The organism is Anabaena sp. CS-542/02, from assembly GCF_028331085.1.
GTDB classification, from domain to species: domain Bacteria; phylum Cyanobacteriota; class Cyanobacteriia; order Cyanobacteriales; family Nostocaceae; genus Anabaenopsis; species Anabaenopsis arnoldii.
This window is the reverse complement of sequence record NZ_JAQMTM010000049.1, coordinates 82,513-104,812: the sequence shown is the minus strand read 5'-3', so window position 1 is coordinate 104,812 and position 22,300 is coordinate 82,513. Positions and strand designations below refer to the sequence as shown.

Annotated in this window: 18 protein-coding genes and 1 tRNA gene; 10 read left to right on the top strand and 9 right to left on the bottom strand. The window is 41.8% G+C overall.

Annotation, left to right across the window (positions count from 1 at the left end; translation table 11 throughout):
• Window positions 1-21: 21 nt before the first annotated feature.
• From PN447_RS05295 to bcp, 3 genes are all read right to left on the bottom strand, one after another.
• Window positions 22-1,326, bottom strand: a complete 1,305-nt coding sequence (locus PN447_RS05295; protein WP_271761394.1) for a DNA methyltransferase — start codon at window positions 1,324-1,326, stop codon at window positions 22-24.
• Between the two features lie 64 nt (window positions 1,327-1,390).
• A complete protein-coding gene (locus PN447_RS05290; RefSeq protein ID WP_271761392.1) occupies window positions 1,391-2,554 on the bottom strand; it encodes a cysteine desulfurase family protein in 1,164 nt (387 codons plus the stop codon).
• A gap of 135 nt (window positions 2,555-2,689) precedes the next feature.
• Window positions 2,690-3,166 carry a thioredoxin-dependent thiol peroxidase gene (gene bcp / locus PN447_RS05285; RefSeq protein ID WP_271761391.1) on the bottom strand — a complete coding sequence of 159 codons (477 nt, stop codon included), beginning with the start codon at window positions 3,164-3,166 and terminating at the stop codon, window positions 2,690-2,692.
• Between the two features lie 172 nt (window positions 3,167-3,338).
• Here bcp and PN447_RS05280 point away from each other — a divergent pair, with 172 nt between their 5' ends.
• The 4 genes from PN447_RS05280 (at window position 3,339) to PN447_RS05265 (ending at window position 7,429) form a co-directional block, all read left to right on the top strand.
• Window positions 3,339-4,673, top strand: a complete 1,335-nt coding sequence (locus tag PN447_RS05280) for an aromatic ring-hydroxylating dioxygenase subunit alpha (protein ID WP_271761389.1) — start codon at window positions 3,339-3,341, stop codon at window positions 4,671-4,673.
• A gap of 29 nt (window positions 4,674-4,702) precedes the next feature.
• Window positions 4,703-5,545, top strand: coding sequence for an FAD-binding domain-containing protein (locus tag PN447_RS05275; protein WP_271761387.1), 843 nt, complete (start codon window positions 4,703-4,705; stop codon window positions 5,543-5,545).
• The gene (locus tag PN447_RS05270; RefSeq protein ID WP_271761385.1) at window positions 5,542-5,958 is read left to right on the top strand and encodes a hypothetical protein; all 417 of its coding nucleotides are present in this window, start codon (window positions 5,542-5,544) and stop codon (window positions 5,956-5,958) included. Before PN447_RS05275 ends, PN447_RS05270 begins: the two co-directional genes overlap by 4 nt.
• Window positions 5,959-6,034: 76 nt before the next feature.
• Window positions 6,035-7,429 carry a TldD/PmbA family protein gene (locus PN447_RS05265; protein ID WP_271761383.1) on the top strand — a complete coding sequence of 465 codons (1,395 nt, stop codon included), beginning with the start codon at window positions 6,035-6,037 and terminating at the stop codon, window positions 7,427-7,429.
• A 28-nt stretch (window positions 7,430-7,457) separates the two neighbouring features.
• Here PN447_RS05265 and PN447_RS05260 read toward each other — a convergent pair whose 3' ends face one another.
• From PN447_RS05260 to PN447_RS05250, 3 genes are all read right to left on the bottom strand, one after another.
• Window positions 7,458-8,825: a hypothetical protein gene (locus PN447_RS05260; RefSeq protein WP_271761381.1), complete on the bottom strand. Its 1,368-nt coding sequence runs from the start codon at window positions 8,823-8,825 to the stop codon at window positions 7,458-7,460.
• Window positions 8,826-9,207: 382 nt separating this feature from the next.
• Window positions 9,208-9,360: a zinc ribbon domain-containing protein gene (locus PN447_RS05255; RefSeq protein ID WP_442867077.1), complete on the bottom strand. Its 153-nt coding sequence runs from the start codon at window positions 9,358-9,360 to the stop codon at window positions 9,208-9,210.
• Window positions 9,361-9,500: 140 nt separating this feature from the next.
• Complete coding sequence (locus tag PN447_RS05250) at window positions 9,501-11,420, bottom strand: cation:proton antiporter (protein WP_271761379.1); 1,920 nt, start codon at window positions 11,418-11,420, stop codon at window positions 9,501-9,503.
• 367 nt (window positions 11,421-11,787) lie between these two features.
• On the opposite strand from PN447_RS05250, the gene PN447_RS05245 reads away from it, so the two are divergent.
• A tRNA-Glu gene (locus PN447_RS05245) sits at window positions 11,788-11,860 on the top strand.
• Window positions 11,861-12,110: 250 nt separating this feature from the next.
• Here PN447_RS05245 and PN447_RS05240 read toward each other — a convergent pair.
• The 3 genes from PN447_RS05240 to PN447_RS05230 all read right to left on the bottom strand — a co-directional run bounded on the left by PN447_RS05240 (window position 12,111) and on the right by PN447_RS05230 (window position 13,291).
• Window positions 12,111-12,710 (bottom strand): SRPBCC family protein, encoded by a 600-nt coding sequence (locus PN447_RS05240; RefSeq protein ID WP_271761378.1) that lies wholly within the window; start codon window positions 12,708-12,710, stop codon window positions 12,111-12,113.
• The gene (locus PN447_RS05235) at window positions 12,703-12,891 is read right to left on the bottom strand and encodes a hypothetical protein (RefSeq protein WP_271761377.1); all 189 of its coding nucleotides are present in this window, start codon (window positions 12,889-12,891) and stop codon (window positions 12,703-12,705) included. The genes PN447_RS05240 and PN447_RS05235 overlap by 8 nt, the downstream gene beginning before the upstream one ends.
• 64 nt (window positions 12,892-12,955) lie before the next feature.
• Window positions 12,956-13,291, bottom strand: coding sequence for a hypothetical protein (locus PN447_RS05230; protein ID WP_271761376.1), 336 nt, complete (start codon window positions 13,289-13,291; stop codon window positions 12,956-12,958).
• Between the two features lie 695 nt (window positions 13,292-13,986).
• On the opposite strand from PN447_RS05230, the gene PN447_RS05225 reads away from it, so the two are divergent.
• From PN447_RS05225 to PN447_RS05205, 5 genes are all read left to right on the top strand, one after another.
• Window positions 13,987-14,343: a hypothetical protein gene (locus PN447_RS05225; RefSeq protein ID WP_271761374.1), complete on the top strand. Its 357-nt coding sequence runs from the start codon at window positions 13,987-13,989 to the stop codon at window positions 14,341-14,343.
• 385 nt (window positions 14,344-14,728) lie between these two features.
• A complete protein-coding gene (locus tag PN447_RS05220) occupies window positions 14,729-16,798 on the top strand; it encodes a serine/threonine-protein kinase (RefSeq protein ID WP_271761413.1) in 2,070 nt (689 codons plus the stop codon).
• Window positions 16,799-17,275: 477 nt separating this feature from the next.
• Window positions 17,276-17,839: a helix-turn-helix domain-containing protein gene (locus tag PN447_RS05215; protein ID WP_271761372.1), complete on the top strand. Its 564-nt coding sequence runs from the start codon at window positions 17,276-17,278 to the stop codon at window positions 17,837-17,839.
• Between the two features lie 168 nt (window positions 17,840-18,007).
• Window positions 18,008-20,701, top strand: coding sequence for a peptidase domain-containing ABC transporter (locus PN447_RS05210; protein WP_271761371.1), 2,694 nt, complete (start codon window positions 18,008-18,010; stop codon window positions 20,699-20,701).
• A gap of 119 nt (window positions 20,702-20,820) precedes the next feature.
• Entirely contained in the window at window positions 20,821-22,290 is a 1,470-nt protein-coding gene (locus PN447_RS05205) for an HlyD family efflux transporter periplasmic adaptor subunit (RefSeq protein WP_271761411.1), read from the top strand.
• Window positions 22,291-22,300 lie beyond the last annotated feature (10 nt).

Genomic DNA, 22,300 nt, shown 5'->3' with positions numbered 1-22,300 from the left:
TACTATTTTTTGAAATCGCAGTTAAAAATATTTGATAATATCAAGGTCTAAGGGTTTAGGTGCAATTCTATAGCGATAATAAACAAACAGAGAACAATTACCACCGGGACGAACAAGACGATTTGAAGTATGATATGTGAGATTTAGTCTAGTTATGAGTCCAGAAAACATTAACATCAATGAATCTTTAATGTTTTTGTCTTTCTCTTTTTGAATAATTGACTTTAATAAACCTAGCTGTGCTAAGTGTTTATTACTAAATAACTGTTCTACTGTTTCGACATCTGAACCTTTAGGTAATTTTAAACCTTGAGGATAGGGGTATTTTGTTAATGCTTTCTTTATTTCAGTTTCTGTAGTGGGTTCTTGTTTTTGATATTCTTTTTTAACTCTTTCAAAAGCTGCTGAAAGTTCATTAAAATCTACAGGAGCAATTAAGGAATTAACGATAAAGACCGCCATAGGATTAATATCTATGCTAATGGCTTTTCTGTTATTCATTAAAGCCTCAATTGCTGTTACTCCACTACCCCCAAAAGGGTCAATAATTAAATCTCCAGGTTGACTAAAGTTTTTTATATATTCAGCTACCACATTCCAAGCTTGTTTAGTAAAATATCCATGAACACCAAAATGTCTTCTTGCAGCTCGTTTTGTTACGGGAATGTCTGCTAATAAAGGACGGGTGTTATAATTAAAATTACCTTGAGGCTTAACTGTAGCTGTAGTATTTTCATAACTAAAGTTTTTGCCAGATTGAAAGCTATTAGGTGAAAGATATTGATTTAACTTTTCCCAATAAAATTCAAGTTCATCAATGGCAAAAAATAGAATAGGTATGTCAGTTTCGGTAGTTTTAAATAGAGAAAATTCTACGCCATTACAAAGAGCAAAATAATTAGTCCTAATTTCCGGGTGGATAGCATAACTGTAAACTTGCTCTATATGCTCACCTGATTTGATATTTTGATTCGGTGATTTTGCATCAAGTACCCAAGCAAATTTATTTTCTAACTTCAAAACATAATCAGGAATAAGATTTACCGGGCGTTTTTTACTACCAATTTTTAAAAAAGGATGTTGTAATGTTTTACTACGAACTATATTTATTTCCCTATAACCAAGTGCTTTTAAAATCGGCAAAATAATTACTTCCCTAACACTATCTTCTTTAAAATCTGGGTTGGATTTGAGACTGTGAAAGTTCAATTCCCCAAAAATATTCTGCATTTTGATGTTTTCTCCTCTATCAGGGTAGATGAAATTTTGGATTGCTATACTTCTAAAATTTAAATAGAAGTTATGCTGGATTTTAGCAGCATTCAATTTCTAATTTTAACTCACCTCCTAGCTCGCAGCGGAGGGGGTGGGGTTCAATGACCCCAACCAATTAAGCGAACTTGAGAGAGCGTAAACTTTGCACAGTAGAAATAACCTGCTGTGCGACTATATCCATTTGTTGAGTAGTGTTAAATCGTCCCATCCCAAACCGCAGGGAAGCATAAGCTAATTTTTCCGAGTGTCCCAAAGCTGTCAGCACATGGGAAGGCGCTGTACTGGTGGAGGAACAAGCAGAACCAGAAGAAACCGCCATCACCGCTTGTAACCCTAACAATAACGCCGCACCATCTACCCCCTCAATACTAATATTCAAATTTCCCCCTAGTCGCTGGGTGGGATGTCCGTTGAGGTGAATTCCCGATAACTGCGACAGCTGTTCCCATAACCTTTGTCTGAGTTCCCCCAGGTGTTGATTTTCTGTTGCTTGGGAGGCGATCGCTATTTCCACAGCTTTACTAAAACCGACAATTTGCGGTGTATATAAAGTTCCCGAACGCATCCCCCGCTCATGTCCACCGCCATGTAGTTGCGGTGCGAGTTTAACTCTAGGGTTACGTCTGCGGACATATAAAGCCCCAATCCCCTTGGGTCCATATACTTTATGTGCAGTCAGGGACATCAAATCAACTTTCATCCCCTGGACATCCAAGGGAATTTTACCAATAGCTTGGGCTGCATCTGTATGAAAAATTATATTTCTTTCCCTACAAATTTCGCCAATTTCTGCCAAGGGTTGTAATACGCCTATTTCGTTATTAGCCGCCATGACTGATACTAAAATTGTATCAGGACGCAAAGCCTTTTCTAACTCAGTTAAATCAATTAAACCATCTGGCTGCACAGGGAGAATGGTAATGTCAAATCCCAAAGATTTTAAATAATTACAAGGGTCAAGCACCGCACTATGTTCTGTCGCTACGGTGACAATATGCTGACCCTTTTGAAAGTAAGCCTCAGCTACACCTTTAATGGCTAAATTATTAGCTTCTGTAGCACCACTGGTAAATACGATTTCTTCGGGTGTAGCATTAATAGCTGTGGCTAAAATTTCCCGTGCTTGTTTGACAGCTGCTTGCGCTTCCCAACCGTAAACATGACTAATACTAGATGGATTGCCAAAGTGTTCTGTAAAATAGGGCATCATGGCTGCTAATACCCGTTCATCTACGGGTGTAGTAGCGTGACAATCAAGATATATAGGACGGATAGACATAAACTAACTGCTTTGACTGAGTTTTTTTCAATAGTTATAATTTTGTCATTTCCTCCTCCTTCCTTAATCCCAAGCTCCCCGACTTCTGATGTATATGCTCGCTGAGTTTGGAGTTTATAAAAGAAGTCGGGGAGCTCAAAGCGCTAATTCCCGTAACTTAATTAATACTGCTTGTCCATGACCTTTAGTTTTAACATTGGGCCAAGTATAAGCAATTATCCCATCTGGTGAGATGAGAAATGTTGACCGGGCTACACCCATATATTCTTTACCCATGAATTTCTTTAACCGCCAAGCGCCATAGGCTTCTATCAGCTGGTGTTCAGGGTCACTTAACAAGGTAATAGCTAAATTATGTTTGTCAATAAATTTACAATGAGCTTTTGTGGAATCTGGACTTACACCTAATATCTTACCTCCCAGTTGGCTGAACTCGGCAGACAACTCCGTAAAGTCCTTGGCTTCGGTGGTACAGCCAGGGGTATCATCTTTGGGGTAAAAATATAATATAACCCACTGACCGGGAAAATCACCCAGGCTAACGGTATGATTATCTTGGTCAGGGATGGAGAAATTAGGCGCGAGTTGTCCGGTTTGGGGAATGTCACTCATTATGTATTGTAGATAGCCATCTGATCAAAATTTTACCTGTTTGAGGGGAGGTGAAAAATAGCCACAGGGAATTTTTTCATCTCCTGTGACAATATCTTAGTAAGTGGCTTTGGCGAAAAGAGCGACTGAGCGTCAGATTTTCCACCCAACTTAAACACCACCATCATCAATAATGACATCTAAATTTAACTTTTTCCAGCAGTGGTATCCACTCTCACCAGTAGAAGATATTGAGCCTCAACGACCAACACCAGTCACTCTGTTGGGAATTCGTTTAGTTATCTGGAAGCCTAAGTCATCTGAGACTTACCGGGTATTTTTAGACCAATGTCCCCACCGCCTCGCTCCTTTGAGTGAAGGACGTGTTGAGGAGAAAACTGGTAATTTAATGTGTAGTTATCATGGTTGGGAATTTGATTCTCAAGGGGTTTGTACTCACATTCCCCAAGCGGAAAACCCAGAAATTGTGACTAAAAATCAAAATAATTACTGTGTAATTTCACTACCAGTTCGCCAGGCTAATGATTTACTTTGGGTTTGGCCTGATGGGAACTCAGCAGCACAAGCGGCCAATACGCCCTTACCCCTGTCACCTCAAATAGATGCTAATAAAGGGTTTGTCTGGTCGTCTTATGTGCGGGATTTAGAATATGATTGGCAAACTTTAGTGGAAAATGTCGCAGATCCTAGTCATGTACCTTTTACTCATCATGGGGTACAGGGTAAAAGAGAAAATGCCGTACCCATATCTATGGAGGTTGTACAATCCACTTCAAAGTTAATTGAAACAGTGATTGATAGAGGCATGAAAACTACAATCACCTTTGCACCTCCTTGTCGTTTGGAGTATGCCATTACTTTAGGGGACTCTGGGGAGAAAAAACTAGGACTTGTCACCTACTGCCTTCCTGTATCTCCAGGTAAGTCCAGAATTGTCGCCCAATTTACCCGCAACTTTGCTAAAACACTCCACCATATTATACCGCGGTGGTGGACTCATGTCAACACCCGTAATCTGGTACTGGATGGAGATATGATTATTTTACACCAGCAAGAAAAGTTTCTGCAAGACAAACAAGCATCTGCAAGCTGGAAGAGTATCTATAAACTAGCTACAGGTGCAGACCGTTTGGTAATTGAGTTTCGTAATTGGTTTGATCAGTATTGTGGCGGTCAGCTACCTTGGGAAGAAGTAGGAATTAGGATCGCACCTACCCCCATTAATGATCACCGTGCTGTATTACTTGATCGCTATTCACAACACACTCGGCATTGTAGAAGTTGCCGTAACGCTCTCAAGGTTATACAACGCTTACAAGTGGGATTATTAGTATATAGTATAACTACTATTGCTGGAGTTGCTTTACTTCCTGATGCTTTGAGAATTAAGTTGGGTTTGCCCTTAGTAATCACAGCAGGTTTAACTATGGGAGCTTACTCCTGGTTGAAATTCCAGTTGGTACCTCAGTTCTACTTTGTAGACTATATCCATCCCCAAAAGCAATAGTTGACCGTAATTATATATAAACTTAACATATGCGACGTGATTTTAGTAACCGTGATGAGTTAATAGCCTACCTGGGGGAACAATTCCCCCATGCAGCCCAAAGGGATGGTCATGTGAGTGAAACCGTGGGAGGGCGTAAAGCTGCACAGAAATTACTAGAACAAGTAAACCCGGTAACCTACGCGAAAACACGTAATTTTTTAAATGGGGCTGTCACCAGACTTTCACCCTATATTCGTTATGGAGTGTTAAGCTTGGGCGAGGTGCGGGATTATGTGTTAGCAAAAGTACAAGACCCCAAAGATGCGACTAAGCTAATTAATGAATTGGCTTGGCGTGACTATTGGCAGAGATTGTATATGAAACTAGGCGATCGCATATGGCAAGACCAAGAAGAATATAAAACTGGGTACACCCCAACAGACTACGCCCCCAACTTACCAGCAGACATCACCCAAAGCCAAACAGGAATGGTGTGTATAGATAGCTTTAGCCAGGAATTACGCTCAACCGGCTACTTACACAACCATATGCGGATGTGGCTAGCCGCTTATATTGTCCATTGGCGGCGCATTCGTTGGCAAGCCGGAGCCGAATGGTTTTTACAACACTTGTTAGATGGTGACCCAGCTAGTAATAACATGTCATGGCAATGGGTAGCCAGCACCTTTAGCCATAAACCCTATTTTTTCAACCGGGAAAACTTAGAACGCTATACCCAAGGTGTTTATTGTCGCCAGTGTAACCTTCATGGTAATTGTGACTTGGAAGGTAGCTATGAACAATTAGAAAAGAGACTGTTTCCCCGGGGTAAATTTACCAAAAACCCCAATAGTCAAAGTTGGCAACAAGGCAAAAAAAGTAAAAAATGAGTCAAACAATAGTTTGGGTACATGGGGACTCACTGAGTCCACAAACCGGAGCATTACAACAATACCCCCATGCTCCAGCCATCTGGGTATGGGATGATGCCTTAATTGAAGAATGGCAACTCAGCCTCAAACGGATCACATTTATTTATGAATGCCTATTAGAACTCCCAGTCACCATTCGCCGTGGTAACGTAGCCCAAGAAATTGTAGCATTTGCCCAAGAACATCATGCCGATGTAGTAGCCACAGCAGCCAGTCCCAGCCCCAGATTTAAGCATATTTGCCACCAAATAGAAACATCATTAACTTTAGAAGTCTGGGAAACAGAACCATTCTTAGAATACGATGGCTATATAGACCTGAAAAGATTCTCCCGGTATTGGAAAGTAGCAGAACAACAGCTTTTTGAGTGAACTTAGCCTTTGCGCCCCTTTGCGCCCGACTTTGCGCCCCTTTGCGTTTAATTAAATATTTGCCCCCTCAGAAAAAATGCCAAAAACACTTGCTGAAGCTCAAAATCTACTTTCCGACCTCATCGCCCGCTACTCATACCGAGTAGACTACCTAGTGATTCGCCTGGAGCAAGCAGAAGGAACCGACATTTTGTTGCGCGGTGACAAAATAGAAACCCTCAGCGAAAGCATTTCTATAGGCGGGCATATTCGAGCTTGTTATAAAGGTGGCTGGGGCTTCAGTAGTTTTAATGACTTAGGGACAATTAAAGAACGCATGGAAGAAGCGATCGCAGCTGCTAAGATGATAGGTGATGAACAAACTATACTAGCCCCCATTGAAGCAGTACAAGCAGTATGCCAGCTACCCCTGACCGGGAGTGACCCCCGTCAAATTCCCATTGGGCAGAAAAAAGAACTGTGCGATCGCTATACTGATGTATTAAAAAGCTTTGATCATCGCATTACCAACACTTCAGTCCGCTATGCTGACAGCGCGCAAAAAGTGATTATTGCTACCTCAGAAGGAACTCTGATCGAGCAATCTTGGGTAGATATGGAAATGCGGTTTGCCGCCACAGCCAGAAACGGCGCTACTCTGCAAACAGGCAGGGAAACTACCGGTTCTCGCCAGGCTTACGAAGATTTAACTGCCTTTGATGAACAAGTTAAAAGTGCCGCCCAAAGAGCTGTTGCTGCCTTAACTCTACCATCAGTAAAAGGTAATACCTACACAGTGGTCATTGACCCAGTGCTGACAGGTTTATTTGTTCACGAAGCCTTTGGACATCTTTCCGAAGCCGATATGGCTTACGAAAACCCAGACCTATTGGAAGTCATGAGCATGGGACGGCGGTTTGGTCCAGAAGAACTACAAATTTTTGATGGAGCCGCTCCCTTAGGGCATCGTGGTAGCTATTTGTATGATGATGAAGGTACACCTAGTACAACTACGCAACTGATTCAAGATGGTATTTTGGTAGGACGTTTACATTCTCGTGAAACCGCCGGGAAGTTAGAAGAAGCCCCCACCGGTAATGCTCGTTGTCTTAATTATCAGTTTAACCCCATTGTGCGGATGACTAACACCTGGATTGCCCGGGGAAAAACCCCAGTTGCAGATTTATTTACTGATCTCAAACAAGGTGTATATGCCCGTAACTGGCTAGGTGGTATGACCAACGGGGAAATGTTCACCTTTACTGCAGGAGAAGCGTGGATGATTAGAAACGGTAAACTAGCCGAACCCGTCAGGGATGTGACACTTTCGGGTAACGTTTTCCAAACCCTGGCGGATATTGAATCCGTGGGTGATGACTTTTATTGGGATGAGTCTGGTGGTTGCGGTAAAGGTGGACAGAATGGCTTACCTGTTGGTTGTGGTGGTCCGAGTCTGCGAATTCGCGATGTGGTAGTTGGAGGCGAAACCTGAAACTCCACCTCCGCTAAACTCGCCACTGTTAATTTGATTCTTCTAAATTAGAGTTTGTTCTTTCCTCTCGCACTTGGCGCAACTGTTGTATTAATTTTTCACTAGATTCTAGAGTGGAAGACAGCGAACTATTATTAGGTTCGGGTGTAGTCTTGGCAGTAACAGCCTGTGCAGGTGCTGACTGCTCATTGGGGACTCGCAGTTCCGGTAATGGTTTGACGGTAGTTGCAGCAGTGTTACCGTTTTTTTGGAAACTGAGATTGAATGGATAAATGCTGACTTGTTGATCTCCTTGAGGAGACTTAGTAGTAAAATATTCTCTGGCCTTTGATTGCAACTCAGTAGAAACTAATCCCTTGGGGAATTTAATATCTAAAACCTGCCCTTCAGTACCCACCACTAAGAAACCCCACACTCTGCCTTCAAGCCGGGGCTGATTGACGGCAATGGTGTCGCGGATAACTGGTTTTTGTTTGGAATTGGGGTAGTCTTTCTGAATTTCCTCTCTGATATCCTGATGTGAGTTCAAGTGGGCGATCGCCCCTCGCGCAGTGCCGGAGTCCATCGCTCCCCGGGCTGCATTTACTTTCTCGACAGCGGACTCTGGTTTTGTGTCCCTAGATTCCGACTGCAATTTGGGAGTGCTTTGATGACTCGGTTGCTCAGGTTGTTGTCGGCTTTCCTGAAGACGAGCTACGAGGGCTTGATTTCGACGACTTTCACCGGCATTATTCACTGCTGCGGTGGTAGGGCGGGTATTTGGTAAATCCCCAGGTACTGGAGATGGAGTTAGTTTTGGCAATCCTTCTACAGGTATTGGTTTCACTGCCACTTGTATTTCACTGTGATTAAAAGTTCGCGTAGAAGGAGTGAATTTTTGAGCGGCAGCATTAAAATCAGAGGTAAATCGATATTGCTCTCCAGAAAGCTCAGATTCAACCCTAGGGTCTGGTATAGGTGTAGCAGTCCTCTGGGGCGAGGAAACATTCCGATTAGGAGGAGTAACAACCTGATAATTCAGTGTTGTCCTCATTGGCGGCAAGACAGGTTGCGTATAAGCAGATGATGGTAACGGCTGTCTAGTTCTGGGCATATCCAGATTCGGAGGCAGAAGTGGCGGTCTTGGAGGTAGTGACCATTCTGCAGGTAGTGACGATGGGGATGTTTCTGGCGATATTTGGGGATTTTCTGGCAGACGCGCTTGATCAGCTTGGCTTAATTCCAAGATACCAACTGATTTGGCTACTTCTGATGGTTGAGATGAATTAGAATCTACAGGCATCAATGGTACAATCAACGCAATAGCACCGTGGATGCCAAGAGAGGCTATTACTGCTATCCCAGTTGGTCGGCTGAGAATTTCCGGTATATTTTTTAGCAGGGAGACGTAGGACATAGCTGTTATCGTTCACTCGGCTGGGTTGCGGTTGACTAGCAAGGCAATTTTATCTTAACTACAAGAGATGCATCCTGCTCAAAATCATGACTTCCTATGCTGAGACCGAAAATGTCGGAATAGGGTGGTTTTCAAGTTTCTAACTTTTCCATGAGACCGGGGACAATCACCACTGTTGAACTGCAATTTTTATGAGGAGTTGCACAATATGGACACTGAATCTAAGGTAGTTGCCACTGGTCGCTATGGCATCAGGCTAAATATATAACTATATCTATTGCAGTTGCTGGTCTGATTAGCCAACTATCTTAGCTTGATTTACGTTTTTTTGGCAGGGTAATTTATAAATAAATTGCGCCTAGGCTTTTCCATTGTACCACATTCAGCCCTTTTTACACTCCTCCCCGCATTTAGTCCAATGCATGCAAGAATGAGTTCTAGTACTAAGGGATTTCTGAACTCTAGCACCACAATTTGAGCATTCCTGACTAGTGAAATGTGGTGGTACTGCAATTATTTGCCGACCAAATTTCACGCCAAAGTGTTAGATCCCCGTAGTTATCGCAGTTATCCCGGTCTGGCTGTACCCTTTAGTTGCTAGTTTAACCACCCTGGCCACACCCCATGTGAGCCAATAACTTTCGACACCCCAGAATTTGGATTTTGTGACTGCATTCACTTCTGAGGAGCATCACCGCTAAAAAGTTGAGGTAACTTCTCCAATGGCATCTCCTCCACCTCCGGTAAAGTTTCCAGAGACAGGCGAGTTGATGGGCTACCACCGGATAAACGCTTTAATAAGTTGGGTCTGGGGTCGTGTAACAAGTATATAATGCGATCGCCTACTAACCATTCTTGACTAGCTGGCACTACCTGTAGACGGTCTTCTCTTTCCAGCAACAACGGAATCAAATCTCCGCTCTTAATCTTGTCTTGGATACGCTCCTGTTGTTTGGTAAATTCGGGAGCATTAAGTGTAGTTGTCCCCAACTTCACTCTGCCATCGTTGAGATACTCATTCCAAGTCTTAATGGCTAACTCCGTGCTAAAAGCTTGGTTAACCTTGTGACTAGAACTAGAATTAGCTTGGGATTTCCGGGGAAACACTGCCAAAACACGCGGCGGGCTAAATTCTTCAGCCGCCCGTTGAGCCAAGACAAAATTCACCTCACCATTATTTGTCATAGCCAGGAAAGTTCCCACAGAAGCCAGTCCAGCTTCCTCCAAAACAGAAACATCCAATCCACTGCTAGAAATCACCGGAATATCTTCCGCCGCTGCTTTGGCACAACGTTCTGGGTCAGTATCAATCATGACTACTTTTTCTCCCCGTTCATGAAAGAAACGCGCAACCAACAAGCTCAAGGGATTACAACCCACAATCACCGCCCCTGTGGCATCCTTAGAGGTGATACGCAGCCATTTAGCAATTGTTCCGGCTGTTAACCCTTGGCAAACCACCGTCATGATAATTGTCAAGAACACCAGAGCTTTGATAGCATCACCACCATTAATACCCCGCTGTGTCAACGCAATGGCAAACAAAGATGCCACAGAAGCACTGACAATGCCCCTAGGAGCCACCCAACTTAAAAATACTTTCTGTCGCCAATTCAGGTTACTGTTCCAAGTACAGAAAAGAATGTTAATGGGGCGAACAACGAACATAAGCACTAAAACAGTCAATACACTGCCCCAACCCAAAGCAAACACACTGGCAATGGAAAGGTCTGCCGCCAGGAGAATAAATAGCACCGACACACCCAGAATTGTCAGCTGACCTTTAAAGCTGCGTAATAGACGCTCTTCTGGCACTGATGAGTTAGCAAATACCGCACCAGCGATGACCGTAGTCATAATTCCTGATTCACTCCTAATCGTCTGTGCCAAGGTAAATAGACCCCACAGAATCGCCAGCACCACTAGGTTTTTTAACTCTGATGAGAGAAAATTAGCGCGTTTGAAAATCAAGCTCATCAAGTAGCCCCCGGCTCCACCAATTGCCGCACCAATCCCCAGACGCATCAGTAAGCCGATGATGGCATTTATGGGGTCAGCATCGCCGTTCATAATGGTGTCGAGGACGACGAATGCCAGAATAGCTCCTACTGGATCGATTAAAACTCCTTCTCCCTCTAAAATAGTTGCCACTTGACGATCTACGTTGATTTGTTTGAGCAGGGGACTGATGACCGTTGGCCCTGTGACTACAATGATGGATCCGTAGAGAAAGGCTATATTCCAAGGAAATTCCCCCAACCAGTGGGCTGCCATACTACCGCCAATTAATGTAATCAGTGTTCCCAGGGTGACCAGCAATTGTAGGCTAACTGAAACTCTCCCCAGTTCCTGTATATCCAAATTGAGTCCGCCTTCAAATAAAATTATTGCCGTTGCTAGGGCAACAATCACTTCCAGACCAGCACCGAGGACATGAGGATGCAACAATCCCAGCCCATCGGAGCCTAGCAGAATGCCTAGTAGTAATAACAAGACAATACTCGGTAAGCGGAAGTATGCAGCCATGACCTGGGCGGTAATGCCTGCAAAAACGACGCTGACCATTTGTAGGGTGATTTCAAAAGATGCTTCCATGTTGTAGATTTTGAGCTATGTATTTCAAAATCTTTTGTAAAGAATAGTAAATATTACTTCTACAGCGTACAGCATCACATCCTTTGTCCCCAGCGAAATCCAGAGTTTTTTCATACTTAGTCGTCTATCTTACTTGATTGGCTGACTGCTAGGGCAAAAATTCAACAGTCCTCTAGTTAGTATCAAACACTGGTGAAAAATCAACAGCTACATTCATCGCTGCTCATCCTATGGCTTTGTGTTCTGGATGCACAAACTCCAATATCAGCTATGTATTGTCGTCCATCTTAGCCGGGAAAATTTTTTTTGCAAAACCTATTGACATCCACTAGAAAAGTAATTAGTATATATAAAGTCTGAGTCTTAAGCCCCCATCGTCTAGAGGCCTAGGACACCTCCCTTTCACGGAGGCGACGGGGATTCGAATTCCCCTGGGGGTATTCCAAAAATATAGCAGTAACCACAAGTGTTAGGACATTTCCCTGCTTGTTGTTCCCCATTCCCTGTTCCCTGTTCCCTGTTCCCTGTTCCCTGTTCCCTGTTCCCTGTTCCCTTAAAACCACAATTATGATGTCCTAACGTGTATGCGTAGTGCTATATAAAGCGAAATAATCTTGTTTATCTTTAATCAGCCTTCTCGTAGAAAAGGCTGATTATTTTTGACTCAGAAAAATACTGAATGCTCAGGCTCTATTCAGCACTTTGCCATAACTCCTCTACACGCCGGTGAATAGCTAAAAGATTTAACCGCAAATCATCGCTGAGGCGACGCTCAATGATTGTGATTGGCATCGTTAGTTTAGGGCAAACTTGAATGGTATAACACAAGGTAGTTCCAAATTCCTCACCCCGATAATCAGGCTCTAAACACCATATCCCAGAAAAGTCCTTAAAATCTCCCTCTACCATAGAGAAATTAATCTGATTAGGGAACTGTTCTTCCAAATCCAAAACTACACGGGCGCAAAAATTGAACTTGAGTAAGCGCACAGAGCCGATTTGTTCTAGTCGAATACCACCGTGAGGATGCTCTAACAAGCAACTTTGAGCCAGATTGGGAATGAATTCAGACAAGGCTTCATAGTCTGTTAGCACTTTCCAAATCCGTTCAACAGGGTGAGGAATTTGGATCCTAGCCACAATTTTTCGCTTTCTTTCGGCTATTTTCTCAATTTTAACCGCCACGTCTGGTAAAGTAACTGGATCAACAGCCAAATTGTTTTCTAGACCGGTTTCATCTCCAGCAGGGCACAGAGGAAGGTTTTCTCGGATTTTTGATTTTTCAGTCACTTTCGGAATTTGGTTGGCTTTTATCGGGAAATTTGGCCACATTCAGGATAAAACAAATTTCGCTCTTGTGGGAAATTTGAGCTTTGAAGACACTCTCAACGGCGATCGCCCCCATTCCACACAAAGTCATGGGACTCGCAAGCTTTAAGGATAAGACAATTTTAACAAAATATGTGCCCATGAAATTTATGCTAGATTCTGAATGCAGCCTCCCAGAAATGGGCTGCATCCAAGGAAATCCCCAACTAAGGAGCTAAACTTTCTGCACTCAAGGGAACCATATCACCATTTCTAGTTAGTCCTAAAAACATCGATTCTTGGGGATGAATTAATTGACCCGTCAATACACAATGTTCTTCTTTCTCAGCTGTAGCAGGTACACTAGCTCGAATATCGGATCGGGAAAATCCGGGTTTCCACTCACCTGATTTTTGTTGTACATAGTTCCAGAGGATCTCTCTAATCAAGGCCTGATATCCCTGGTTATGGGCTATTTCTTTAAGTTTATCTTTGAGTTCCCTTTCTAGGCGGATGCTGGTAACTTCCATTTCAGTAGTGGGAGTGCGCGCGATCGCATGCATAACTTTTGCTCCTTCCAGTGGACAGTCTAGTAATACAAGTGTAGTATCTTTAGAGAAATGTTAAAATAGATAAAATTTGCTGTTAAAGTAGTTTACTTATCTTTTACACCACTCCCTTGTCACAACCAATCAAGATTAATGGGTCAGTAATAATACATCACAAGCTGGATTTAGGGACACTTATAGGGGGATGTTGAGCGTCTACTTTAGGAAGATGCAGGTGAGATAATATATTGAATTTTCTAGATCATCCCTGCAACCAAAACACAGTTAACTTGGTCTGAAGTTCGTCTACCTCAAGATTGATTAACGGACAAATATAGACCAATATATAGTTATCCTATTTGAGTTGAGAAATTATCAGTGAGGAAAGGGAACACCGGAACAGGGAACAGGGAACAGAAATTGTTGACAAATCAAATACGAGTCCTATAAATAAAATAAATTCAAATAAATTCAAATAAATTTCATTCTCCGGGTCGATACAAGTGTGAGTGATTTACTCATAAAATAGTACTTAGACATAAAAAAAGGAGAATTTACTAAGTAAGTCAAGCTATTTCATAACGTAACCGATCAAAGAGCACATATTAATAAATAAATAATTTCACGCCCATTCTTTACTACTAAAGGTATTCATTGCTCATTAGTATGTGCAAGCATCACGGTGTTAAAGCTGTTATTGAGGATTGAAGATGAAGAATTATCATGTGATTTTATCCATTTTACACCCAGTGCGTTTTATAATTGTGGCTTCTGCCTGTGTCCTGCTATTTTTCTCCAGCGCCTCAGCTGCTTTTGCCATCAGTAGTTATCAAAGTGATCCTCAAGAAGGCACGACACAGCTTCTGGAAACGCAACGCCAAACTGACGAGGTAGCTAAATCCAAACCATTGGGACTCAAAGAAACTCAAGAAAAGTCAAACAAAGGACTCAATGAAGTTCAGGGAGACGCTGACATAGACAAGATGAAGACCCCTGAAAATTCACAGAGTTCAACTTCAGTAGAACAGAATGTTAAGAACCTTCTGGAAAAAGTGACAGGTAATTAGAAATACATTAGCGGTTATACCCCGATTGTTTGAATTAATCGGGGGTTTTAAATATGAATTTTTTATCTGTTTGTCTACTTACCATGTAGAGAAGATACAAGTGAGCAAAATAGCAAAATAGATAGAGTTTTAGAGTTTTGTGGGACTTGTACATAGTGAGGTTATATTATAATATAATCAATATAAGATCAGGGATTTTCTGGCTCTTGTAGTTTTCGGTGCAAACGGAAAAATGGGTGAGCATTTACCAAAACTTACTATATAAGTAAATCCCCAATCCCTACAGCAGTGTTTTCTACCATGATTGAGCGAGAGCCAATGTTAATTAAGGGAAGTTTCGGGACTAACTTAACATTATTTATTGTGCAGTCGCGCCTGTCAGATGATGATCTGCTGCTTAAATCCCGATTGCCCAAATCCCCTCAATCCTGACACACAGAAGTTATGCCAAAGTTGTAGTACCCCCTTGGTGCCACTTTTGCGAAATCGCTTCCGTGTGATTCGGTTGCTTTCCGATGAGGGGGGATTTGGCAGAACCTATTTATCCGAGGATACAGATAAACTAAATGAACGTTGTGTTGTCAAGCAATTAGCGCCGAAGTTTCAAGGAACTTGGTCGCAAAAGAAAGCAGTAGAATTATTTGCTCAGGAAGCAAAGCGTCTACAAGAGCTAGGAGAACACCCACAAATACCAACTCTTTTAGCTTATTTTGAGCAAGACAACTGTTTGTATTTAGTACAGCAGTTTGTAAATGGGCAAAATTTGTTAAACGAGTTGCAACGGCGAAAAGTTTATAGACCGGCGGAAATTAAAGCAATTTTGCTGCATTTATTGCCTGTCCTCAAGTTTATCCATGACCGTGGTGTGATTCACCGGGACATCAAACCAGAAAATATTATTCGACGACATGGTGACGGAAGATTAAGCCTCATAGATTTTGGTTCCTCGAAGCAGTTAACCACCAGAGCACAGAAGAACATGGGGACGTCAATTGGTTCCCATGGTTATTCGCCATTGGAGCAAATTAGAGATGGTAAGGCTTACCCAGCTAGTGATTTGTTTGGTTTGGGGGCTACCTGCTTTCATTTACTAACTGGAATTGCTCCCTTTCAGTTGTGGCTGGAATATGGCTATGGTTGGGTGACTAATTGGCGACAATATTTGCGAAGTCCATTGAGTACTGAATTGGATTATGTTCTCGATAAGCTGTTGAGAAAAGATATCGAGCAGCGTTACCAATCAGCCGATGAAGTCATGAGAGACTTGAAGGTAAAACAACCACTAGCACTACCAAAAGCAGCTAAATCTACCGGAAAAATACCGGTAACTCAGATTTCATCTTTACCAATCAAATATGCCTTACTGAAGAATATAGTTTTAGTCAGTGCCTTGATGATGTTATTTGGGATTGAAGATTCTTGGTATCAGCAATATCAGCGCTTTCAGACTGTGTTATTGTCTACATTGACTCAAGATCATAGTAGTGGTGGCGGGTCAGTTACCGAAGGGTCTCCCAATTCAAGTTTCAAGAATATTACCTTAGCTAAAGCTCTGGAAGGTCATGAAGATGTGGTTTTATCTGTGGCTATTAGTCCCGATAGCCAGATTTTTGCCAGCAGTGGGGAAGGGAGTATTAAAGTTTGGAATTTAGTTACAGGCGAGGTAATTACTACGGTCAATAGCCGACAAAGGGTGAATGTCGTAGCTATCAGCCCCGATGGAAGTACTTTAGTTAGTGGTGGTGATGATCAAACTATCAAAATTTGGAATCTTCCTACTGGTGAGTTACTTCGCACCCTCAGGGGACATTCCGATTCAATTCACGCCTTAGCCTTTAGCCCAGATGCCAGCACTTTAGTTAGTGGTAGTGATGATGGTACTATTAAACTGTGGAATATGGCCACGGGAAAGTTAAGAGGTACGCTCAGAGGTCATACATCTTGGGTGCGTTCACTAGCTATGAGTGCAGATGGTGTAACTCTAGTCAGTGGTAGTTTTGACAAAACTATTAAGATTTGGGATCTGCACAGAGCAGTTTTGCTCCGCACAGTGGAGGAAGATGGGGAAATAGTTACAGGTGTGGCTTTGAGTCCAGATGGTCAGACCCTAGCTATTGCTAGTCGCGATGACTCCGGCGGTAAGCTACGCACGATGACACTTGGGGATTTAGGTACCGAAGGGAAAACCCAGACACTAGCAGAGAATATCGAAACTGTAAGATCCATTGCTTTTAGTCCCGATAATACCACTCTTGTTAGTGGTGGGCGCGATCGCGAAGCGCTGCTACAAGGAGGTCGCACAATTAGACTTTGGGATTTAGCCACAGGTGAACAAATGCGCACACTTGTGGGACACGCGGATACTGTCACCGCCTTGGCTATCAGTCCTGATGGTCAGACTCTGGTCACTGGTGGTGAGGACAATACTATCATCCTTTGGCGAGTCCCTCAGTAAGAGATGTTGCATATAGCTTGCAATTGAGTATCTCGTTTGCTTAATATGAGTTCCAAGAAACACCGAACACCGACGAGATAGTAAACTGTGGAAAACAACTGGCTAGATTGACTTTGTGCATTGTTGCCCAGTCATAAGTTCCCATATATCAAAACCATCTGCCTTTAGCAGTTGTAGCAGACTTTCTTAGTTTTAGAAAAGACCCTTTCTATATACCTTGAGTTGCAAGTATATGGCTCACTTGATATGCCTATCCATCAAAATTAGACGTGATGGGCTGAGGATGTCTATTTTGCGGGTAATCGTATAATTAGGCACTAATTCTATTCCTTTGGGTCGATGTCGCCATCATGGGGAAAATGATCTATAACCTATTGACATTGGGAGATACCAGCGATACCTGAAAATAAGGTATTTTACTGTTAATTGCGACAATTATGGTATAAAAGCCAGCAATCAAATATTAGGTTACGGAATATGAATGGTAAATTGTTGACACCATTTCAACGCCAATTCTTACTGAAAAAGTTGGCAGAAGATATACCAGAATTATACCGCCAACGGATTTCAATTATGCTGTTGGCAGATGAAGGAAAATCACAAAGGGAAATATGTCGTACTTTAGGATGCTGTTCAGCTACCGCTAGACACTGGATACATATAGCCCGTAGTGGGAAAGCCCACGAATGGCAAACATCACCAGTTGGTCGTCCGAAGGCGATCAATGAGGAATATATAGCACGACTTGAAGAACTTGTCAACCATCATCCCCACGACTATGGTTATGGTTTTCGGCGTTGGACAGCTAACTGGTTAAGTAAACACTTAGCTAAAGAGTTTGGACTGCAATTGAGTGAATGTCATATCAAACGCTTACTCAAACAAATGGGACTATCCACTAAAGGTAAATCTGAAACTGCATCAGAAAATACCCATGAAGGTGTGACTTGCCAAATATCTATTACTGATATCACAGGAAAATCTAGGGGAAATACTAATGCATTTGTACCGATTCAATTGCTGAAATTTCATAAAAATTAAATAGCTATCATCCCCTAATTGAGAAACCCTTGGGGGGTGAATTAAGACGATGCTCCTCATAAACCCAGGGGTAACAGATGATTGTGTCCGTTTTTAGAAGGGGGAACCTATCAAGTACTTACTCAATTTCACAAAATCAGATGATCATTCTCTAAATTTTCTAAATTTATGGTTCAAGAATCAGTTAAAACACAAATTTCCCAGGAACTATTCAATCAAACCCTAGGATATTCCTTTTCTGTCGCCGAATTTCAAATCTATGGACAGCAACTAAAATACAGAGAACCGAAAATAGGGAAATTTTGGTCAGGGACAGGAGTTGAACCCGGTATTTATGTTGTACTTAGCAGCAAAGTGAGGTTAATTGATGACAGTGGAGAAGTAATTACCACGGTCAGAAAAGGTGAGTCCTTCGGACATCATACATTGTTTCCTAATCTTAACTGTCAGGTTTATGGTGCGCGAGCCAGTGAAAGTCTGCGTTTGTGTTTTTTCCCTGGTGAATTGCTAAAAAACTTAATGGATAAATATCCACAAATTCAAGAGCACCTAAAAACAAAAACCCATATTCTCCATTCTCCATCTCAGCAGCCATTACCAAGGGTCACTACCGGGGAAAATCACCACCAAACCAGACAAAAAATTAGTCAAGCTTACCTTCCCACTCCTACCCAAAAAGTTCGTCATCTATTACAAAGAATTACTCGGCGTTATCCCTTTTTTGCTCAACACAGCGCTTCTGATTGCGGTGCTGCTTGTTTAGTGATGGTTTCTCTCTATTGGGGGAAACAATTTAACCTCAACCGGTTACGGGAGATGGCTAATGTTGATCGTAATGGTGTATCCTTGCGTGGGTTAACCACCAGCGCGGAAAGCCTGGGTTTTAATACCCGTCCGGTGAAAGCTAATATCCAGCAGTTAGCACAACAGAAACTACCGGCCATTGTCCATTGGGAAGGAAAACACTATATTGTTGTCTATGAAATTACCCCTCAAAATGTGATAGTTGCTGACCCTGGGGTTGGTCAACTGACTCTTTCTTACGCTGAATTCCAGGCGGGTTGGACTGGGTATACACTGCTGCTAGAACCAACGGCTTTATTTAAGAATGCACAAGAAAGTACAACCCCTTTTTGGCAATTTTTTGAACTGGTCAAGCCTCATGGTGTGGTCATAGGGGAAGTATTTATTGCTTCCATCTTTATTCAAATATTTGGACTGATTACACCCTTATTTACACAACTGATTTTAGACCGTGTGATAGTACAACGGTCTCATTTAACCTTAATGGCTGTAGGGTTGGGTTTGATGATGTTTAGCCTGTTCCGTGTGGCCATGACAGGTTTAAGGCAATATCTCATCGACCACACGGGTAATAAGATTAATGTGGCTTTGGTGGTGGCGTTTATTCGTCACACTTTCCGATTACCTTTAAGCTATTTTGAAAATCGTTATGTGGGTGATATTGTCTCTCGGTTACAGGAAAATAGCAAAATTCAAAGCTTTATTTCTGGGGAAGCATTATCAATCGTTCTAGATTTTATAACTGTATTTATTTATCTGGGTTTGATGTTTTGGTACAGTTGGCAAATGGCTTTGATATCTTTAGTAATTGTCCCGCCTTTTTTGGGTCTGGCTTTGATTGCTACACCTTTTTTACAGCGAATTTCCCGAGACATCTTTAAGGCTTCAGTTCAGGAAAATAGTTACATTATTGAAGCTTTAACTGGTATCAGAACTATCAAATCAACGGCGGTAGAACAAACAGTACGTTGGCATTGGGAAGAGTTATTAAACAAGGAGATAAAAACTAACTTTTCTGGGCAAGTAATTGGCAATCGGTTACAGATTTTTAGTAATACGATTGAGGCTTGTGTATCGACTGCTTTATTGTGGTATGGGGCATATTTGGTAATTGAAAATCAATTATCTATTGGGCAGTTGGTGGCATTTAATATGCTTTTAGGCAATATTATTAACCCTTTTAAAAGATTAACTGTGCTGTGGAACCAGTTACAAGAGGTAATCATTGCTGTGGAAAGGATTAATGATGTGTTAGATGCTAAACCCGAAGAGGATATACAAGAGCAACAACGGCAAACTTTACCAGAAATTATGGGTAATATTGATTTTCAACAGGTGACCTTTCGTTATCATGAGGATGCTAATGTTAATATTCTGCAAAATGTCAATTTTTCAATTAAATCAGGACAAACAGTGGCTTTAGTGGGGCGTAGTGGGTCTGGTAAAACTACAATTTCTAAGCTGGTTTTAGGTTTGTATCCACCTACTAATGGTAAAATCTTAATTGATGGACATGATATTACTACGATCTCTTTAGATTCTCTGCGCCAACAGGTGGGTGTGGTTGATCAGGATACTTTTTTGTTTGGTAATACTATCCGGGAAAATATCTGTTTAGCACATCCTGATGCAAGTTTAGAGGAAATTCTCACCGCTGCTCAATTAGCAGGTGCTGATGAGTTTATCCAAAAATTACCTATGGGTTATGAAACTCAAATTGGTGAAGGGGGCGGTTTATTGTCTGGGGGACAAAGACAAAGAATTGCGATCGCCCGCGCTTTATTAGGTAACCCCAAACTCTTGATTTTTGATGAAGCTACTTCTCACCTTGATACGGAATCAGAAAGGATAATTCAGCAGAATTTGCAGCAAATTCTCAAGGGTAGAACTGCTTTAATTATTGCTCATCGTTTGTCTACGATCAGGAATGCTGATTTAATTTTGGTTTTAGATCAAGGTATGTTGATTGAATGTGGTAGTCATGAGCAATTAATCGACAAGCGTGGTCATTATTTCTACCTCAATCAACAGCAATTAGGTAACAAGGATTATTCCTAAATATAGGAGATGGTTGAGCGATATTTTCTGAGGTAAATTAAGGTAAATTTATGTCATATACAATCAATGAAAATGGAAAAGTCACGACGGAAGAGATTTTATCTATAACTCCTGAGACTATGGGGAAATCTCCGCAGGTTCCAGTACAGGTCAAATCTCACGCTCATTGGTCTTTTGCAACTCAAGAATTATTAGATGCTTTACCCCAAGTGTGGACTAGGGGATTACTGTACTTTTTAGTCATATTTGTGGCAATTATTTTACCTTGGGCGATGTTATCTAAGGTGGATGAAACAGGTACAGCTAGGGGGAAAATTGAACCGGAAGGTAAAACTATGAGGTTAGATAGTCCGGTATCTGGAACTGTCAGAGAAATTCTGATTCAGGAAGGCCAGGAAGTCAAAGATGGACAACCTCTATTACTGTTAGATTCAGATTTAGTGACTGCTGAATTAGCTCAGGTGAAGGAGAGGTTAGAAGGACAATTAAATAGGCGATCGCAATTAACTACTCTGCAAAATCAGTTAGTAGTGACTTTCAGCACTCAACAACAACAAAATCAATCCCAGCAGTTAGAAAAACAATCCCAAATCGACCAAGCTAGACAACAATTAATAGCATTAACAAATAACTGGGAGTTACAAAAGTCGGAAAAATTATCTCAAGTCAACCAGGCTAAACAAAATTTAGCCCATAGTATCACTGCTCATAAGTTAACTGCAAGCAGCTTGGCGATCGCCCAACGAGAAGAAACCAGATACAGGGAATTATATCAAGAAGGGGTCATCCCTGAAATTAATCTTGTAGAAAAGCAAGAACAAACAAAACAAAGACAACAGCTATATGAACAAAGTCAGTCAGATATTCAACAAGCTGAATTACGTTTAGCAGAACAGCAAAGCAGTTATGAACGAGTGATCAAACAGGGAAAAGCTGATATTACCCAAGCAGAACTCAGAGCGAGGGAACAAGAACGCAGTTATGAAACCCTCAAGCGTTCCGGTGAATTAGCTTTACTACGTATTCAGGAACAACAAAACAATTTAGCCACAGAAATCACCGCACTAGCAGCAGAAATCGCTCAAACTCAAAGACAGATTGAATCTCTGAATATTCAACTAGCACAAAGGGAAGTCACAGCACCCATGAATGGGACTATATTTCAATTACCCATTCAAAAAGCTGGCGCTGTGGTTCAAGCGGGAACAATGGTCGCAGAAATTGCGCCGCTTAATTCACCTTTAGTGATGAGAGCGCAAATAGCAACCGCACACAGTGGTTCTCTGAATGAGAAATTACCAGTGAAGCTGAAATTTGATGCTTATCCTTTCCAAGATTATGGAGTCATGGAAGGAGAGTTAATGAGCATTTCTCCCACAACTATAGATATAGATACACCCCAGGGGAAAGTATCAGCTTATAACTTAGAAATCAGTTTACCAGACAACTGTATCCCACACAGAAATCAATGTATTCCCCTACGTCCGGGAGATACTGCTACAGCGGAAGTAATTTTACGTCAGCGGCGAATTATTGATTTTATCATTGACCCCTTCAAGCAATTACAAGCAGGGGATTTTAAGTTATAGCAGTCAATTC